The 16,710-nt window shown below is 58.0% G+C and carries 16 protein-coding genes and 1 other RNA gene; all 17 read right to left on the bottom strand.

The features are described from left to right. Nucleotides 1-68 precede the first annotated feature (68 nt). On the bottom strand, nt 69-671 hold the full coding sequence (locus HMPREF2894_RS04295) for a hypothetical protein (RefSeq protein WP_070677952.1): 603 nt from the start codon (nt 669-671) through the stop codon (nt 69-71). A gap of 1,246 nt (nt 672-1,917) precedes the next feature. Continuing rightward, nucleotides 1,918-2,290, bottom strand: a transfer-messenger RNA (tmRNA) gene (gene ssrA, locus HMPREF2894_RS04290). Between the two features lie 313 nt (nt 2,291-2,603). Continuing rightward, nucleotides 2,604-3,491 carry a DUF4190 domain-containing protein gene (locus HMPREF2894_RS04285; RefSeq protein WP_049345766.1) on the bottom strand — a complete coding sequence of 296 codons (888 nt, stop codon included), beginning with the start codon at nt 3,489-3,491 and terminating at the stop codon, nt 2,604-2,606. Nucleotides 3,492-3,730: 239 nt separating this feature from the next. After that, nucleotides 3,731-4,186, bottom strand: coding sequence for a DUF4190 domain-containing protein (locus HMPREF2894_RS04280; protein WP_049349499.1), 456 nt, complete (start codon nt 4,184-4,186; stop codon nt 3,731-3,733). A 127-nt stretch (nt 4,187-4,313) separates the two neighbouring features. Then, nucleotides 4,314-4,808 (bottom strand): SsrA-binding protein SmpB, encoded by a 495-nt coding sequence (gene smpB, locus HMPREF2894_RS04275; RefSeq protein ID WP_005505423.1) that lies wholly within the window; start codon nt 4,806-4,808, stop codon nt 4,314-4,316. Nucleotides 4,809-4,826: 18 nt separating this feature from the next. Beyond that, nucleotides 4,827-5,954: a peptide chain release factor 2 gene (gene prfB, locus HMPREF2894_RS04270; protein WP_049345769.1), complete on the bottom strand. Its 1,128-nt coding sequence runs from the start codon at nt 5,952-5,954 to the stop codon at nt 4,827-4,829. A gap of 264 nt (nt 5,955-6,218) precedes the next feature. Further along, the gene (locus HMPREF2894_RS08910) at nt 6,219-6,830 is read right to left on the bottom strand and encodes a pilus assembly protein TadG-related protein (protein WP_049358257.1); all 612 of its coding nucleotides are present in this window, start codon (nt 6,828-6,830) and stop codon (nt 6,219-6,221) included. Further along, complete coding sequence (locus HMPREF2894_RS04260; RefSeq protein WP_239663307.1) at nt 6,793-7,242, bottom strand: pilus assembly protein TadE; 450 nt, start codon at nt 7,240-7,242, stop codon at nt 6,793-6,795. The genes HMPREF2894_RS08910 and HMPREF2894_RS04260 overlap by 38 nt, the downstream gene beginning before the upstream one ends. A 37-nt stretch (nt 7,243-7,279) precedes the next feature. Next, nucleotides 7,280-7,735: a TadE family protein gene (locus HMPREF2894_RS04255; protein WP_049349496.1), complete on the bottom strand. Its 456-nt coding sequence runs from the start codon at nt 7,733-7,735 to the stop codon at nt 7,280-7,282. Next, nucleotides 7,735-7,962, bottom strand: a complete 228-nt coding sequence (locus tag HMPREF2894_RS04250) for a hypothetical protein (protein WP_005505403.1) — start codon at nt 7,960-7,962, stop codon at nt 7,735-7,737. Before HMPREF2894_RS04250 ends, HMPREF2894_RS04255 begins: the two co-directional genes overlap by 1 nt. 108 nt (nt 7,963-8,070) lie before the next feature. Continuing rightward, nucleotides 8,071-9,003: a type II secretion system F family protein gene (locus HMPREF2894_RS04245; protein WP_070599444.1), complete on the bottom strand. Its 933-nt coding sequence runs from the start codon at nt 9,001-9,003 to the stop codon at nt 8,071-8,073. Beyond that, a complete protein-coding gene (locus HMPREF2894_RS04240; RefSeq protein ID WP_044150297.1) occupies nt 9,000-9,854 on the bottom strand; it encodes a type II secretion system F family protein in 855 nt (284 codons plus the stop codon). The genes HMPREF2894_RS04245 and HMPREF2894_RS04240 overlap by 4 nt, the downstream gene beginning before the upstream one ends. Beyond that, complete coding sequence (locus tag HMPREF2894_RS04235; protein ID WP_070642731.1) at nt 9,854-11,116, bottom strand: TadA family conjugal transfer-associated ATPase; 1,263 nt, start codon at nt 11,114-11,116, stop codon at nt 9,854-9,856. The genes HMPREF2894_RS04240 and HMPREF2894_RS04235 overlap by 1 nt, the downstream gene beginning before the upstream one ends. 506 nt (nt 11,117-11,622) lie before the next feature. Further along, a complete protein-coding gene (locus HMPREF2894_RS04230; RefSeq protein ID WP_044150294.1) occupies nt 11,623-12,396 on the bottom strand; it encodes an ABC transporter ATP-binding protein in 774 nt (257 codons plus the stop codon). Between the two features lie 4 nt (nt 12,397-12,400). After that, nucleotides 12,401-13,282, bottom strand: coding sequence for an ABC transporter permease (locus HMPREF2894_RS04225; RefSeq protein ID WP_012903227.1), 882 nt, complete (start codon nt 13,280-13,282; stop codon nt 12,401-12,403). After that, nucleotides 13,279-15,285 carry a glycosyltransferase gene (locus HMPREF2894_RS04220; protein WP_049356541.1) on the bottom strand — a complete coding sequence of 669 codons (2,007 nt, stop codon included), beginning with the start codon at nt 15,283-15,285 and terminating at the stop codon, nt 13,279-13,281. Before HMPREF2894_RS04220 ends, HMPREF2894_RS04225 begins: the two co-directional genes overlap by 4 nt. Nucleotides 15,286-15,287: 2 nt before the next feature. Then, nucleotides 15,288-16,475, bottom strand: coding sequence for a UDP-galactopyranose mutase (glf, locus tag HMPREF2894_RS04215; protein WP_005508581.1), 1,188 nt, complete (start codon nt 16,473-16,475; stop codon nt 15,288-15,290). Nucleotides 16,476-16,710 lie beyond the last annotated feature (235 nt).

Here is a 16,710-nt window from a genome sequence, read left to right as displayed (position 1 = left end):
CGGCGGCTTTCCGGTCAGTGGAAAGCCGCCGCCTCGCTATTATCGCTATGAGAGCAAGCGTTGCCTGTTTAGGACAGCATCGTGAGGGTTCCGAGCAGACCCAGCAGGCTCAGACCCGAGATGATGTACGCCAGAATGTTGAAGGTCGTCATCTTCGAGGTGTACTTGGTGGTGTGACCGGCGTTCACCTTTGCCGAGTAGATGGCAAGCCAGATAGACACGCCTACCGGGATCAGACCCACGAGCAGCAGAGCAATCACCATGATGTTGGGGCTCAGGCTCAGATTGGAGCTATAAGCAGAGGAGCTGTAATCGCCGGAGCTGGTCCTTGCCTCAGCGTGGAGTGCCGCGACCTGAATCCACGCGTAGAGGGTCAGCGCCAGGGCACCCAGGGAGGCACCGAACGCGCCGATGGAGTAGAAGTAGCCGGGGCCGCGGAAGTCGCCGGTGGTCTCGCCGTAGGGGCGGCGGTGCTCAGCCGGCACCCGGTAGATGTCCGGGATGCGCTGGTAGCTGTCGTCGCGGTCGCGCACATTAGCGGGTGCCACGCCCAGGGCGGGTGCGGGTGCTGCGCCGAGGGGAGCGCCGGGTGCGACGCCTGCAGGTACCGGCTGCGGGGAGTTTGCGTTGTTCTGCTCCGGGAAGGAGGGGGCGGGAATCTGGTTTTCCATGGTGTGTCCTTGAGTGGTCGTCATAGTAGCTACCGCATCGTAGCGGTGGTGCGCCTATAAGCGACTTTTGGGTTGCTCTCGTACGTTGCCGATGAGGTTGAATGAACAGCCGACACCGAACAACGATATCTACCCTTCGATACTACGGCATAGGGTGCGTTTTCGTCTTCTCTGATGACGTTCTCATTACAATGCGGTCACCTGAGCACCCTCCAAGCACGCAGGCACGCCCCGAGTGACACCGAAATTGGGCATAAAAATACCCGGCAGGTGACACCGTGGGGCGTCCTGCCGGGTGGTAGAAACCTACCGCGGTTCTTCCTCTTAGAAACTTCTAAGCGATGTTTTACTTACTAGGTCCCTTAGGAGGTCCCTTAGGGAACTTTGAATCACTCTCAAGCGTCCTTCTGGCTGCAAAAGTGACCAAAAGACCTCCTAAAATTGCACTTAGAATTGATACTGGATTAAAGAACTCCCCGTCTCTGGCAAATGAGATAATCACCCAGAACACCGGAACAATAGTGAGAAAAAATCCTAGTGTAAATATATTCTTCGTACGCATTGGACCTCTCCCAGGTTAAAGAGTGAGAGTGCAGGACACTGCTGCAACAGCTAGCGCAGCGGCAATTGCTGCCGGACCTCCAAGGGCTTTTCCAAAACCACCAACAAATGCTGGCCCTAAAGCTCTTGCAATCGTGGAAGCAGCTAGCCCCCAATTCCAAGCAGAAATTGCGGTTGTGATTGCATTCCCACGTCACATAGTGATGTATCTTACATCACTACTCAGCAGTCTATCAGAGAGTCTCGCCAGATGTAACACGTAAATTTACATTACATGAAAAATATGCTTCTTCTGTCATGCACGCTCTCAGTGTCGGGTCCGCTGCCGCATTTAATCGCGCGGTCGAGGCCCATGATGGTGGCCACCACGCCGTCGATCTTCTCGGTGGATTTTTCTTTGTCGGGTTTGATGGTCCCGGCAGGGTCGGTGCGGATGAAGATGCTGTCCGTCTAAACCTTTCGACGCCAGCCCATACTTTTTGACGTTAGCCCAAACTTTTTGACGCCCAACCCACGAGCACGCCGGTACACCCCAGAACAGACCGACAATTGGGCATAAAAATACCCGGCAGGTGACGCCGTGGGGCGTCCTGCCGGGTGGTAGAAACCTACCGCGGTTCTTCCTCTGGATTGGAACCGATTATCACCGCCGCACACCCGTGAAGGTGAGCGGGCGGTTGGGAGATCGTGGAGATGCGGGGAATCGAACCCCGGTCCGATGTGGCGTCAACGGGGCTTCTCCGTGCGCAGTTTATGCGAACGCTACTTTTCGGCTCCGGTACTTGCATAAACACATATACCGACGAACCTAGTCACGTAAAAGTCCCGCTAACCCCCGCAACAAGGGCTAGCAGCAGTGGCCTTTTAAGTCGATGCCGGTAACTGAGCCAAAGGCATGCTCAGGCCGACAGACGGCAACTCGCGCTTAGGCAGCGAGTGCGAAGTCAGTGCGCTTAGATTCTGCACTTAATTTTTTGCAGAGGGCGTTAACGAGATAACCCTGCATCCTCGGCACGCTTCACCCATCTCAACTCACATCGTCGAAACCGATCATCCCCCTATGCTTTTATCAAAAAGCCCACCGTCTTCTGAAAGTTTTCCTCGACATACCTTGATGCCGCGGTGCCATTCAAACACGGTAGAGATTCAGTATATCTAAGATGTTTAACGGCGTGCAAGTCCCCCACCCACGCAGGTACACCCTCCGCTAGAGGCGAATAAAGCGAACAGATCAGCGCAGCAGCAACACCATAGCCTGACACAGCGCATAAAAAACAGGGTGAGGCTCCCCAGATCATCTGGGAGCCCCACCCCGTTCGCGTACCGCACTGGGTAGCCAAAATTAGGCAGTCAAAATTAGGCGGTCAAACCTTAGCGGTGAGCCGGAACAGTCATGCGGTTGTTCGGGTTGTCACCAATCTGGCAGACCACGTTACCGTGACCGTCCTCGGTACCAACCTCAAGGCATTTCTCAGCGGTCTGGAAGAAAGAAATGTATACGAAAAGCATGCAAATCGAAATCAGGACAGACACCGCACCGGTGATAATACCGGTCAGCGCGAATGCCTTACCCGCGCCAACTTCCTTAGTCTTCTTCAGGGACAGCGCACCCAGAATAATCGCGGCAATACCCAGCAGAATACCAAATACGAGGAAACCGGTCAGCACAGCCGCAATACCGAGGATCATCGCAGCCAGCGCCATGCCGGGAGCCTTCTTCGTCACGGGAGCCGCATACGGGTAACCCGCGGGCTGGCCGTAACCGTAAGCATCCTGCTGGGGCTGCTGCTGGTAAGAGTTCTGCTGGTAGTTGTAGTCAGCGGGCTGCGCCTGGTAGGAAGCCTCCTGGCCGTAACCGTACTGGTTCTGCTGAGCGGGCTGCGCCTGGTAGGAAGCGTCCTGACCATAGCCGTACTGCTGCTGAGCCTGACCGTAGGTGTTCTGAGTCGCAGCGCCCTGGGCGGAGGTACCCTGAGCAGCGTTCTGGCCGTAAGCATTCTGCGAAGAAGACTGCGCACCGAACTGACCGTACTGGTTCTGCTGGGCCGAGTTCTGCGGAGTAGCGTTCTGTTGCTGTGCCTGGCCGTAGGTGTTCTGAGCGGATGCGCTCTGACCGTAATCCTGGCCGTAGGTGTTCTGTGCCGAAGGAGCCTGGCCGTAATCCTGACCGTACGAGCTCTGGGCGGAAGAATTAGGCTGCTGAGCAGCGTAGGGGTTCTGTGCGTTCCCCTGGTTGTTTCCGTAGTTATTCTCAGACATCCGTCGTTCTTTCCTTCACAGTTGCAGCGAACAATTTATACTCGCCCAACGCACCATTGCGCGCTGAGTTCGGTTCCATTATATAAATAAGCCGCCATTTGGGTCATCTATGAAGTCCAAGATTCCAGAATCATCCCCCAGAATCCACCAATCGGGCAGAATCAGCGCAGAAACAGAGCAAGGGACCGAATAGTTCAACACTATTCGGTCCCTTCACGTCTCTATATGCTCAACGCGGCTTAGCGGCGGGCAGCGTCGTAGTCCTCGGGAGTCAGGGTCATGGTCTGACCGGCCATGGTGCACACGTAGTTACCGTTCGAATCCTGCACCGCGTTCTCAACGCACTGGCTCGCGAGAACAATGCCGAGCACCATCATAGCAGCAGCAGCAATCATGCCCAGCGCGCCGGTGACAATACCACCAATCGCCATGCCCTTACCGGAAGCGGTACCGTTCTTCACCTTCACCAGGGCAACAATACCCAGAATCACGCCGACCAGGCCCAGAACAGCACCAAAAACCATCAAGCCAGTGAGCAGACCAATAATACCCAGAATCAGCGAAGCAATCGCCAGAGCCGAGCTCGGGGTCGGCTGGTAGCCGGGGTAGCCGCCCTGCATGTTGTATGCGGGTGCCTGCTGCGGTGCGGGGATGAACTCGCCCGGGTTCTGCTGGTAGTTCGGGTTCTCAGACATGTGTCTCCTCAAAAACGTATGGTGCTCGCGGTACACCGCGAATTTTCAACCATTATACGCGAGGAACCGCGCCCCGCCCCTACCGGCAGTCACCGAACCAGCCGCGCATCCAGCCGTTGCCTCAGCCCTAACCGAGGTTACGGTAACGCATCGCGCGGCGCGCCTCCAGGTCATCCTGACGCTCACGCAAAGCCTGACGCTTATCGTACTCACGCTTACCGGTCGCCAAAGCAATCTCAACCTTCGCGCGACCATTCGAGAAGTACAGCTTCAGAGGAACCACCGTGTAACCGGTCTCCTTCAGCTTCTGCGCCAGCTTATTAATCTCAGAACGATGCAGCAGCAGCTTACGGCGACGACGAGCCGCATGGTTCGTCCACGTACCGTAACCATACTCCGCAATATGAATACCCTCGAGCCACATCTCGTTATCGGTCACCTGGCAGAAACCATCCACAATGGACGCCCCACCATCACGCAGAGACTTCACCTCAGTACCCAGCAGAACAATGCCCGCCTCATAGGTATCCACAATGTTGTAATTGTGGCGAGCCTTCTTATTCTGGGCAATAATCGCGTTATTCGGGTCCTTCTTCGCGTCTTTCTTCTTTTTCTGAGCCATCACTCAATCCTTCACGTCTTAGCTCTCTTCAGCCGCGCGCCCCGAAGCGCGCCAGCGAATACCAGCATCAATAAAGGCGTTCAAACCGCCATCCAAAACATTAGAGGTATTACCTTCCTCGTAGCCGGTACGCAGATCCTTCACCATCTGGTACGGATGCAGAACATAGGAACGCATCTGATCACCCCAGCTTGCCTTAATGTCGCCGGCAAGCTCCTTCTTCTTCGCGTCCTCCTGCTCCTTACGCAACAGCAACAGGCGAGACTGCAGCACGCGCAAAGCCGCCGCACGGTTCTGCAACTGCGACTTCTCATTCTGCATCGACACCACAATACCGGTCGGCAAGTGAGTCATACGCACCGCCGAGTCCGTTGTGTTCACCGACTGACCACCCGGGCCCGAGGAGCGGAACACATCCACCTTAATCTCAGACTCGGGAATCTCAATAGCATCCGTCTGCTCAATCAGAGGAATCACCTCAACCGCCGCAAACGAGGTCTGGCGGCGGCCCTGATTATCGAACGGCGAAATACGCACCAGGCGGTGAGTACCCGCCTCCACCGACAGGCGACCAAAAGCGTACGGCGCGTTAACCTCAAAGGTCACCGACTTCAAGCCCGCCTCCTCAGCGTAGGAGGTGTCCAGAACCTTCGTCGGGTAGCCGTTCTTCTCCGCCCAACGCAGGTACATGCGCAGCAGCATCTCCGCGAAATCGGCAGCATCCACGCCACCGGCGCCCGAACGGATCGTCACCACAGCCTCACGCTGATCGTACTCACCCGACAGCAGCACCAGCACCTCAAGCTCCTCCAGCTTGGCGCGAATCTCAGCGCACTCACGCTCAGCGTCAGCAAGCAGCTCGGCGGCAGTTTCCTCGTCCTCAGCCTCGGCAAGCTCCACCATCACCTCAACATCATCAATGCGAGAAGACAGCGAACGCAGACGATTCAGCTCCGACTGCTTATACGACAGTGCGCTCGTCACCTTCTGCGCGTTCTCCACGTCATCCCACAAATCGGGTGCGGCAGCCTGCGCAGACAGGTCCTCAATGGCGCGCTCAATCCCCTCAATATCGCTCACAGCAGCAATAGAGGCGAAAATCGCGCGAAGCTCTTTAATCTCAGCAGAAAAGTCGAAGGATGCCATAGCCTTTAACACTATCGCGAAACGGCCAGAAAGTCCCGCCGTTACAGCCCAAAACAGCCCACAGCGCAGAAGGACAGGGTGGTTAGAGGGCAGAAGCCACCCAATGGAGACGTAAAGAAAGCATAAAACGAGGGCACATCCGCTAGCCGTTACACTACCTTGCGGATGCACCCTCGCAGTCTAATGGGGGCTCACAACGCACCAATAAGAGAGTGAGCCGATACGCCCGTGCGCCGTTATGCCCGTGCGCCGTTGATGGACGCACTAATCGGTGGACGGGCCCTGGCTCGTCTTCAAACGCGACGAACCATGAGCGGTCACCTCAATACCATCAGGCACCAGAATCGACAGCAGCGGCGGACGAATACGAGCCGACAGGTACACGTGCACGCTCTGATCAGAATCCACGGACACATTCTCCAGACGCAACGCCTGAAAATCCTGCCCCGGCTGAACCTCAGCCAAGTACGCACTCGCATACTCCCACGCCGCCGAACCACTCGCCTCATCCGGAGTGCGCATCGTGCGGGTAATCGAGTTCGCCTGAGCGTCCGCCACATCCTGCAGATGCTGAGTCTGCAGATACGCGCCCGTAATCGCCACAGTCACCGAACCGATGAGCAACAGCAACGCCAGCATGCCCACAATCAGCGGGGCAATGCTGCCCTCTTCCGGGTTTGAGGCGAGGCGGCCTGATGCGAGCGGGTCAGAGTCGAGGCGGCCTGAGGCGAGCGCCCGCCTCTGCGCACGGGCACGAGCCTGCATGTGGGCACGAGCCCGACGGTGTGCGTTAGCGTATCGCTCCCACACAGAGGAAAGCAGGCGAGCCGACGAACCATTAGGAATCAGCATGACCAGACCCCCAACTCGTCGCATGAGAACTCACCGGAATCACGCCGCCACCCATAAACGAAGGCAGCAGCGGCAGACGCGCCTGAACCGTCACCGTGGCGTACGCCTTCGTACCCGAGACGCACTCCCCCGACGAACAGCTCAACGACACGCTCACATCGGACGGGTCAACCCCGTAATCCGCTGCGGCGTGCACCGCCAGACGCTTAGCCAAATCCGGGCCCACCGACGAATCCTGCGGCTGCTCCTGCACATACAGCACCACCTGGGCGCTCGCCGCATGAGCCGCCATCACCGAAGACTGCAGGCTAAAAATCGTCAGAATGCCGTAGAGCACCGGGATGAGCAGAGTAATACCCAAACCCAGGAACTCCACAATGGCGCTACCCTCTTCAGGATTGTGCTGGTTAGAAAGAGGCCGGTCAGAGCGGCTCATCAGGCGTTCCTTCACCCGCTGCCGAAGCGAAAAGCCACTAATCACCGGAACGATGCTCCGCATAAATCGCATGCCCCTTCACCTCAATAGAATCCGGAAAACCCCACGGGCCCAGCACCGGTAACGGAGACTTCACCGTCACCTCCAAAGTGCGCACGCCCGTAGAATCACTACTCTGACGGTACGAAATATTCTCAGCATACGAAGACGGAAGAACCCCCTCAATCATCTGACGGGTACGCTCCATGCCCTCCTGCGGAGTGCGGTCACGCATCGTACCGTAACGTGCCCCAGCCGCCGCAGCATCCACCAACATGGTTCGTGCATACAGGGCGAAAGAAACCTGCAGAATCGCCATGGTCAGCAACACCAGCAGCGCACCGACCATGACGAATTCCGTGCTGGCGTCACCGCGCTCGCTCTCCTCCGCAGAATATTCCGCGGAGGATAGCTCAGCGGCAGTCAGCTCAGAAGCGATGCGGGGCTTACGCATTACTGGTGAACCAGAGCAATTGCGTCGTTGAACATCTTGGTCAGAGCGGGCTGAGCAATCGCCAAGATAGCGGCAACCAGCACGGCGCTCATCATGGTGATCATGACCCAGCCGGGCACGTCGCCGCGCTCGGGGTCATCCTGCTTGTTCTTCAGGCGCAGAGCCAGCACGGATGCGATAGCCAGGGCAATCAGCACGGTGAGGGTGGTGCGGAAACGACGGAACATGATTTTCTCCTTCTATCAAAGGGTGTAGTGTGTGGTTGGTGCGGCGCGCCGGGCAATCAGCCCAGCCCACCGCGGTGCAGCCGGTACGGTGTGTACCCGCCGCAAAATCTAAAAGTTCAAACGCATGAGCGACAGGCCCGGGAAGACCGCAAAAATTACGGTCAGCGGCAGGATGAAAAACACCACCGGGGCGAGCATCGCGATCTCCTTCTTACCGGCTGTTTCCATCAGCTCACGCTTAGCGTTATCGCGCACATCCTGAGCCTGCGCACGCAACACATCAGCCAGAGGGGTACCGCGCTCAATCGCAACAGCAATACCCTCAACGAAGCGGCTCAACGCCGGAACGCGAGTACGCTCCGCGAACTCCTGCAACGCACTCAGCAGCGAAACGCCGGTGCGGGTCTGCGCCAAAATCTCAGAAAACTCACGAGCCAACTCGCCGCGAGAGGTCAAACAGATACGCTCCAAAGCCGCCAGCGCCGACTCGCCCGCCGTTACCGACAGAGCCATCATCTCCGCCAGCGCCGGGAACTCAGCAACCAGTTGCTTCTCACGCTTAGTCACCGCCTCACCCAGCCACCAGTCACGCGCCAGAAAGCCGCTCAAACCACTCACCAGCACCAGCACAAGAGCCACCAGGATAGAGAAACGCTCCTGCACCACACCGATAACGGTCAGGGCACTCATGACGGTCACACCGGCAAGAGCCCACAGCAGCTGCTCAGCACGAAACGCGCTCACACTCTGCGAAGAGCCAGCACGACGCAGACGCTCCTGCACCGAACTATCACTCAACGACGAGCCGCTCAGCGACGAAGACAGCGAACGAAGCAGCGGCGCGCAGAACGCCGAAATCGCCTCCAGCAGGCTCGGCTCACGACGCTCCTGCTCCTTCAACAACGACTCACGCAGAGTCTCACCGCGCAGCTGCGACGCCACACGATCCGAGAACGAAATGCTGCGAGTATTGAGCACCGAGGAAAGAATCAGACCCACACCGGCCGCCAGCAGCAGACTAAAAATCAGAGGCAGGTTCACCCGAAAACCCTCCGTTCACGCGGCAACTCACCAATACGCAGCATCAGACGGTACGCCGCCAAAGAAATAGCGGCACCGGCAATCATCAGCATCGCACCGGCAAAGGAGTTATAAACCATGCGCGCGGCAGGCTGAGTCGCCATCAGACACAGCACAAACCAGGGCGCCACGCAGGAGAGGCGAGCCGCATTCACTGTCCAGGATTGGCGGGCCAGAAGCTCCGAGCGGGTGCGGGCATTATCGCGCAGAAAATCGCTGAGCGTGCCCAGCAGCTTGCCCAGGTCCGAACCGCCCACCTCGCGGGCAATCTTCAAAGCCTCAATGATGGTGTCCGCCACAGGGTCAGAAAGGTACTCCTTCAAACGGTTCAGCGACGGCACAAACTCACCCGACGCACGGTAATCACGCGAAAAATGGGCAAAGGCATCACGCAGCTCTTCCGGGCCGCGGTACGAGAGCTGAATCAGCGCCTCCGGCAGGGACAGACCCGCGCGAATCGCAGAACGCAGGTGGTCCACAGCATCCGGCCACAGCTGCCAAATACGGGCATCCGCCGCGCGAGCACGATGATTCACGACCACACGAGGCGCCACAAAACCACCAATCAGGCCCAGCAGACCCAACGGTAGCAGCTGAGTGACCATCAGCAACAACACCGAGGCAGTCACGCCGCTGGCAACGCTCACCCACATGAACGTGCGAGGAGTCAGCGAATGCATACCCGCCTTACGCAACGCCACAACCAGCGCCGGGTCATTACTCGGCTTCGGCGGCTTGCCGTTATCAGGAAAGCAGGAAAGGTAAATCAGGCAGACGCCCAACCCCAAAATCAGGCTCAGAAACAGGGGCATTACTGACCCGCCTTCGCCGCAGCCAGCACCTGCTCGGGGCGGTGACCGGCACGAATCCAACGGTCCGGGTTCGGCAGCTCCAACGCCACGCACACCATCTGACCGTCACGGCGCACAAACAGCGGGGACATCTCAATCACGCCGTCCTCAACGCGGCCGCCCAGCATGCTGATCTCTTCGACCTGGCGCTGACCGCGCGAATCGCGGCCGCAATGCACCACAATGTCAAAGCAGGACGCCACGGTCGGCACCACGAACGCCGAGGAGATATTCTCGCCTGCCAGCAGCGGCAGGGTACAAATCTTGGTCACCGCGTCACGTGCCGAGTTCGCGTGAATCGTGCACATGCCAGGCAGACCCGCGTTGAGCGCAATGAGCATGTCCAGGGATTCCGCCTCGCGCACCTCACCAATGAGGATGCGGTCCGGGCGCATACGCAGAGCCTCCTTGACCAGGCGGCGCAACTCAATCGCGCCGGTGCCCTCAAGGTTCGGCTGGCGGCACTGCAGACCCACCACATCGCGGAGCGGAACCGCGAGCTCAAAAATTTCTTCGCACGTAATCACGCGCTCACGCGGAGGAATGGATGCCGACAGGCAGTTCAGCATCGTGGTCTTACCCGCCTGGGTTGCGCCCGAAACGAGGATGTTCATGCCGCTCTCCACTGCCGCATGCAGCAGGGACGCCGCGCCAGCACTCAGCGAGTTCATGCGCACCAGATCGGGCAGGCGGCGGGCACGCACCACGAACTTACGGATGTTGATGCTCGTGTGCCTGCGGGTAATATCCGGAATCACCGCGTGCAAGCGGGATCCATCCGGCAGGGATGCATCAACAAACGGGGAGGAAAGATCCACACGGCGACCCGAAGGCTTGAGCATGCGCTCCAGCAGGCTATTGATCGCCTCGGCGCTCAGGTGCAGGCCGGTCAATTCGCTTTCGCCGTTGCGGGCGATAAAGATTTCGTCGGGCGAGTTGATCCAGATTTCTTCAACGCTCTCATCATCGAGGAACGGCTGGATCACGCCGAAGCCGCAGATTTCATCGTGCAGGCGCTGAATCACGGATTCGCGGTCGCCCAAATCGGGCAGGGAGATGCGGGTGCGGCGCTGTTCGTAATCGTTCAGGTGCTCGTCAATGAGCCCGCGAACGGCGCGCTGGTCCTCGTGCGGGTCCAGGCTGCGGTGGCGCATTGCCTCACGGATATTTTCCTCGAGCAGAGTTAGATGCTCCGCCCGGGTATCCAGTACGGTGTTCTCCATTGAAATGATCCGATGCTGTGTGGTGTGGTTGTGTGGAATACGGTGAAGCATTGATACATCAATGCCATCATCACCCTACCCTCAGTGCATCAAATTTATCAAAATGTAATAAAACGCCCCTTAATATTTACGAGTATAGTATTTGAGTATTTTTGATGCATGGAATCGCACATATCATTACCTAACGTGCATCAAAATTCAAAGTGCCTAGTCAGCTGTGACTTGCAGAACAATTGCACGTGCGCCTCCCGAACCGCTCACCGTTGAGCACCACCATATTGCACTTAGTGCACACGTAATATTTCGTCTTAAATACCCCGCAGCAGCCCCTGCCACACCCAGCTGCCCCTACCTCCCCTGCTGAAACGCCAGAACCCCATCGAGCAGATCATCTTCTCGGGCGGGGCATTAGGGTAGGGCATTCGGGCACAGTATTCAGGCATGGCAAAGGGGCGTGCACTCCCCCATCGGGAATACACGCCCCATCACAAGCAATCACCTAGCGGCTAGTCGCCACCACGAATCACCTTCACAGCTTCCTTAATCGGACCGTCAAAACGCAGGTTACCGTGCTCCAGCACCACGCCGCGGTCACAAATCTTAGAAACCAAATCCAGGTCATGGCTCACCACGGCAAGAGTCTTACCGGCAGAGCACAGCTCCTGAATCTTCGCAATACACTTCTTCTGGAACGGCTCATCGCCCACCGCAAGAATCTCATCCACCAGGAAGATATCCGGGTTCGTATGAACCGCAACCGAGAACGCCAGACGCAGGTACATACCCGAAGAGTAGAACTTCACCTCGGTATCGATAAAGTCGTGAATCTCAGCGAAATCCACAATCGAATCGAAGGAAGCCTCAATCTCCTCCTTGGACATACCCAAGATCGCGCCGTTGAGGTACACGTTATCGCGGCCAGTCAGATCCGGGTGGAAACCAGCGCCCACCTCAATCAGACCCGCAATATTGCCGCGAGTGAGAACCTCACCCTCATCGGCGCGCATCACGCCAGAAATCATCTTCAGCAGCGTGGACTTACCCGAGCCGTTCAGACCCAGAAGAGCCACACGCTCACCCTGACGAATGTCCAGGCTCACGCCGTTGAGCGCATTGAACTTCTCCGAAAGATCACCCTTGCGGCCCTTAATCAGCCACACAAAAGCTTCCTTCATCGAACGGGTGTGGCGCAGAACGAAGCGCTTCACCAAATTCTCCACGTGAATCACCACGGGAGCGTCCGGGCTCACCGGCGGGAACTCAAGCTTCTTAATATCCACAGAATCAGAGCTCCTGGGCGAAGTTGCCCTCAAACTTACGGAAGAGCAAATCACCAATCAAAACGGTCAGCAGAGAAATACCAAGGGCAATCGGAGTCCAGAAGCTGAAAAGATGCGGAACCACCTGCGAAGCAGGAAGCGCCAAATCCTCAGGACGGAGCGTCGGATGCCAGAAGCCATAGTGGAACAGCTCCACCGCAACGGTCAGCGGATTAAGCATGAACACGTTGAACACCCACGGATAGAGAGTGTCACGCACCATGGTCCAGGAGTACAGCACCGGCGAGAACCAGGTAGCCACCATCAGCAGCATGTCCACAATGTTCTCCGAATCGCGGAAGAACACGTTCGCCACACCGAAAATCAAACCCAGACCATAGGACAGCATCATCACAATCAGCATGCCCGCCAGAATCGACCCAAACGCCAGGAAGGTCGGGGACCAACCCACCAAGAAGCAGGCCAGCAGCATCACAGCAATCTGAGGCACAAAATGCACCAGAGCCACCCACACCGTCGACAGCGAGAACAGCTCACGCGGCAGGTAAATCTTACGAATCAGCGCGCTGTTAACCACCATGGCGCGAGCACCATTACCAAAACCCTCCGAGAAGAAGTTAATGGCAATCATGCCCGAGAACAGGTACACCGCATAGTTGTGCATACCGCGTTCCAAGCCAAGGAACATACCCATGGCAATGTAGAACACCAGGAACTGCACACCCGGCTTAATGTACGACCACAAAATGCCCAGCACCGAGCCGCGGTAGCGGACCTGGATTTCCTTATCGACCAGCAGTCGAAGCAGGTAGCGGTTCTTCACCGCATCCAAGATGCCGCGCCCACGGCCGGGCGCCTTCAGGGGAACAGACTTCAGATCGTTCATCGGGTCAGCTCAGAATCCGTATGCTCAGCGAAGGTCTTAGCCCACGCATCGTAGGAGGCAACCTCAGCAGCCTTCGAACGGTACTGCTCACGCAGCTTATCCCAACCGGTCACCAGCTGAACGTGCAGCTTAGCGGCCTGAGCCAGCTTCGACTTGAGCTGCTCGGGATCGCGGCGGTACCAGAACAGACCGGTACCCTCAGCGTTAGTCGCCAGAGCCGAATCGAACTTCGACAGGGTCCACCAGTTGGTCTCACCGTAGTTCAGCTGAATCTGCGGGTGAGCCTTCGCCTCTTCACTCACCGGCTTGAGCAGCTGACGAGCAACAGTCTTCGCGGTCCAGGAAGCAAGCTTCTTGTAACCGGGGGACGCAAAGGCGCGGCGGCCACGGAACGGAGGCTTCTTCGTCTGGATAGCCGGGAAATCATCCACGTTCGGCTTCACCTGAGACTCCGGGTACTCCTTAGCCATCGCACGAATCACCGGCAGACGCTGCGAGAGCGAGGGGTGCAGGTGCTCGGGGCCGGAGAGCAGATCCTCCAGCGCCATCAGGCGGCCAGCCTCGGTGTAGTACTGCATGGACAGGGTGTGCTTGACGTCCAAGAACAGGGACTCCAGCAGCACGCGGCCACCCTTATCGAAGGGCGAGTGCAGCAGCGCCGTAATGAGGCGGTTGCGCTCGTGGTAGTACGCCTGCCAGCCGACGGAGTCATCCTTATCGGTCCAGGACACGTGCCACACGCCCGCACCGGGGAAGGACACGGTAGCGAAGCCCGCGGCCTTAGCGCGCAGACCGTACTCAGCGTCATCCCACTTCAGGAACAGAGGCAGGGACAGACCGATTTCCTTGATGACGGTGGTCGGGATGAGGCACATCCACCAGCCGTTGTAGTCCACGTCCACGCGGCGGTGCAGCCACGGGGTGTTACGCAGGTTGTGGTGACCCAGGTTGTGGCCCATCGCCATGTCATCGTGCGGCTTAGCGTAGAAGTTACGCCACGGGTCAACAACCTCACCGAACGCGTGCAGAACCGAACGGTCGAACATGTCGAACATGTGCGCACCCACGATGGTGGGTTCCTTGCAGTAGTTCGCGAAGGTCACCATACGCAGAATCGACTCGGGCTCAACGATAACGTCGTCATCGAGCAGCAGCACGTAATCGGAACCGTTGTTGACAGCCTCGAACATGCCGCGCGAGAAGCCACCGGAACCACCCAGGTTGCCCTGGTTGATAATGCGGAACTTACCGGAGAGGGGCTTGACGACCTCTTCGAAGTCCTCGTGGTCCTGCACCTTCTGGGTACCCTGGTCCACAATCAGGAACTCGTGCACAGCATCGAAAATCTCGGGGCTCTCACCCAGAGCACGAATGTTATTGATGCAGTACTCCACCTTGTTCATGGTGGTAATCTGCACGGTCGCCTGACCAGCCTTCACGTCTGCGCGGGGCTCAATGTCGCCCAGCCAGTTCGCCTCAACCAGCTCAAGGTCGGTGGTGCCTGCCAGGTCGAACCAGTACCAGCCGCCGTCACCGAACGGTGCCAGGGGCAGCGTGAAGGTGTTGGTTTCCTCGCCGGAGAGCAGCTTCGCATCCACGCGCTGAATCACGCCACGGCCGTTGGACTTGTACACAATGACCATGCCCTCGCCGCGAGTCTGAACGCTCAGCACGACCTTCTGCAGGTCAGTCCAGCGGCGCCAGTACGAGGCGGGGAACGCGTTGAAGTACGTACCGAAAGACAGGCTCTGGCCCGCGTTCACGGTGATGGAGCGGCGGCTGTTCAGGCTGTTAGCGGCATCACGGTTCGCGCTAGCGTTCGATACAGACTGACCGGAGGTGTTCATCGCCTCCGCAATGGAGGTGGAAGCGTCGCCGTCAATACGGGTGGGCAACTGAACGCCGGTTGCGACACTCGCATCCACGTACAGGGGCACGACGTCAGTCTCAACCGCACTCGGGAAAATAACCCGCTGCAGGTTCTTCAAAGTCTTATCAGCCATGGTTATGCGTCAACACCACCGGACTCGATCTTCGCACCGTTAGCGAAGTGCGGGCGGATCTTGTTATCGAACATGGACAGTGCAGCACCGATAGCCATGTGCATATCCAGGTACTTGTAGGTACCCAGGCGGCCACCGAACAGCACGTTGTTCTCGCCCTTAGCCAGGTCGCGGTACGCCAGCAGCTTCTCACGGTCCACGGAGGTGTTGACCGGGTAGTACGGCTCGTCGCCCTTGTTCGCGAAGCGAGAGTACTCGCGCATGATGACGGTTGCGTCCTTGGTGTAGTCACGCTCGGGGTGGAAGTGACGGAACTCGTGGATGCGGGTGAAGGGAACATCAGCATCGGGGTAGTTCATCACGGAGCAGCCCTGGAAGTCCTCAATCGGCAGGACTTCTTCTTCCAGGTCGATGGTACGCCAGGACAGGTCGCCCTCAGCGTAGTCGAAGTAGCGGTCAACCGGGCCGGTGTAGACCACGGGAATCTGACCCAGGACGTTCTCGCGAGAGTACTGGTGACCGGGCTCGAAGAAGTCAGTGTTCAGGTGCACCTCAATGTTCGGGTGCGCCGCCATACGCTCCAGCCATGCTGCGTAGCCGTCAACGGGCAGACCCTCGTACTTGTCGTTGAAGTAGCGGTTGTCATAGTTGTAGCGAACCGGCAGACGGGAAATGATGGATGCGGGCAGCTCTTCCGGCGGGGTCTGCCACTGCTTAGCGGTGTAGTGCTTGATGAACGCCTCGTACAGGGGGCGACCAATCAGGGAGATACCCTTATCGTTCAGGTTCTGCGGGTCGGTACCAGCCAGCTCGCCAGCCTGCTCAGCGATGAGCGCCTTTGCCTCTGCGGGAGAGTAAGCTGCGTTGAAGAACTGGTTGATGGTACCCAGGTTAATCGGCATGGGGTACACGATGCCGTTGTGGCGGGTGTACACGCGGTGTACGTAGTTGGTGAACTCGGTGAAACGGTTCACGTACTCCCAGACACGCTCGTTGGAGGTGTGGAACAGGTGCGCACCGTAGCGGTGCACCTCAATACCGGTCTGCTTCTCCTTCTCGCTGTATGCGTTACCACCGATGTGGGAACGGCGGTCCAGCAGGGCAACCTTCAGGCCCAGCTCAGTGGCAGCCTGTTCTGCGATGGTCAGACCAAAGAGGCCCGAACCGACTACTACGAGGTCAGCGGTCAATGTTTTCTCCTGTATTATCACGGCGCACCGCCGCTTCTGCGAGGGCGGTATTCACCTACCAGATTGGACACATCCGAGGGTTCTCAGTCGCGCCGCAATCCGCACGGGTGGGCACAAAAAGCCCCTCCCGTGATGGATATAGTCATAATCTAAGATACCTGTTTATCAAGCACTACGCATACTTATGACGTGCTTTTAGGGGCTTTTGGACTATTGTTCGCACGCTCTTTCCCCG

The sequence above is a fragment of the Rothia sp. HMSC066G02 genome (genome assembly GCF_001813145.1).
Taxonomy (GTDB): Bacteria; Actinomycetota; Actinomycetes; order Actinomycetales; family Micrococcaceae; genus Rothia.
Note: the sequence above shows the minus strand (reverse complement) of the source record. Positions and strands in the feature narration are given on the sequence as shown.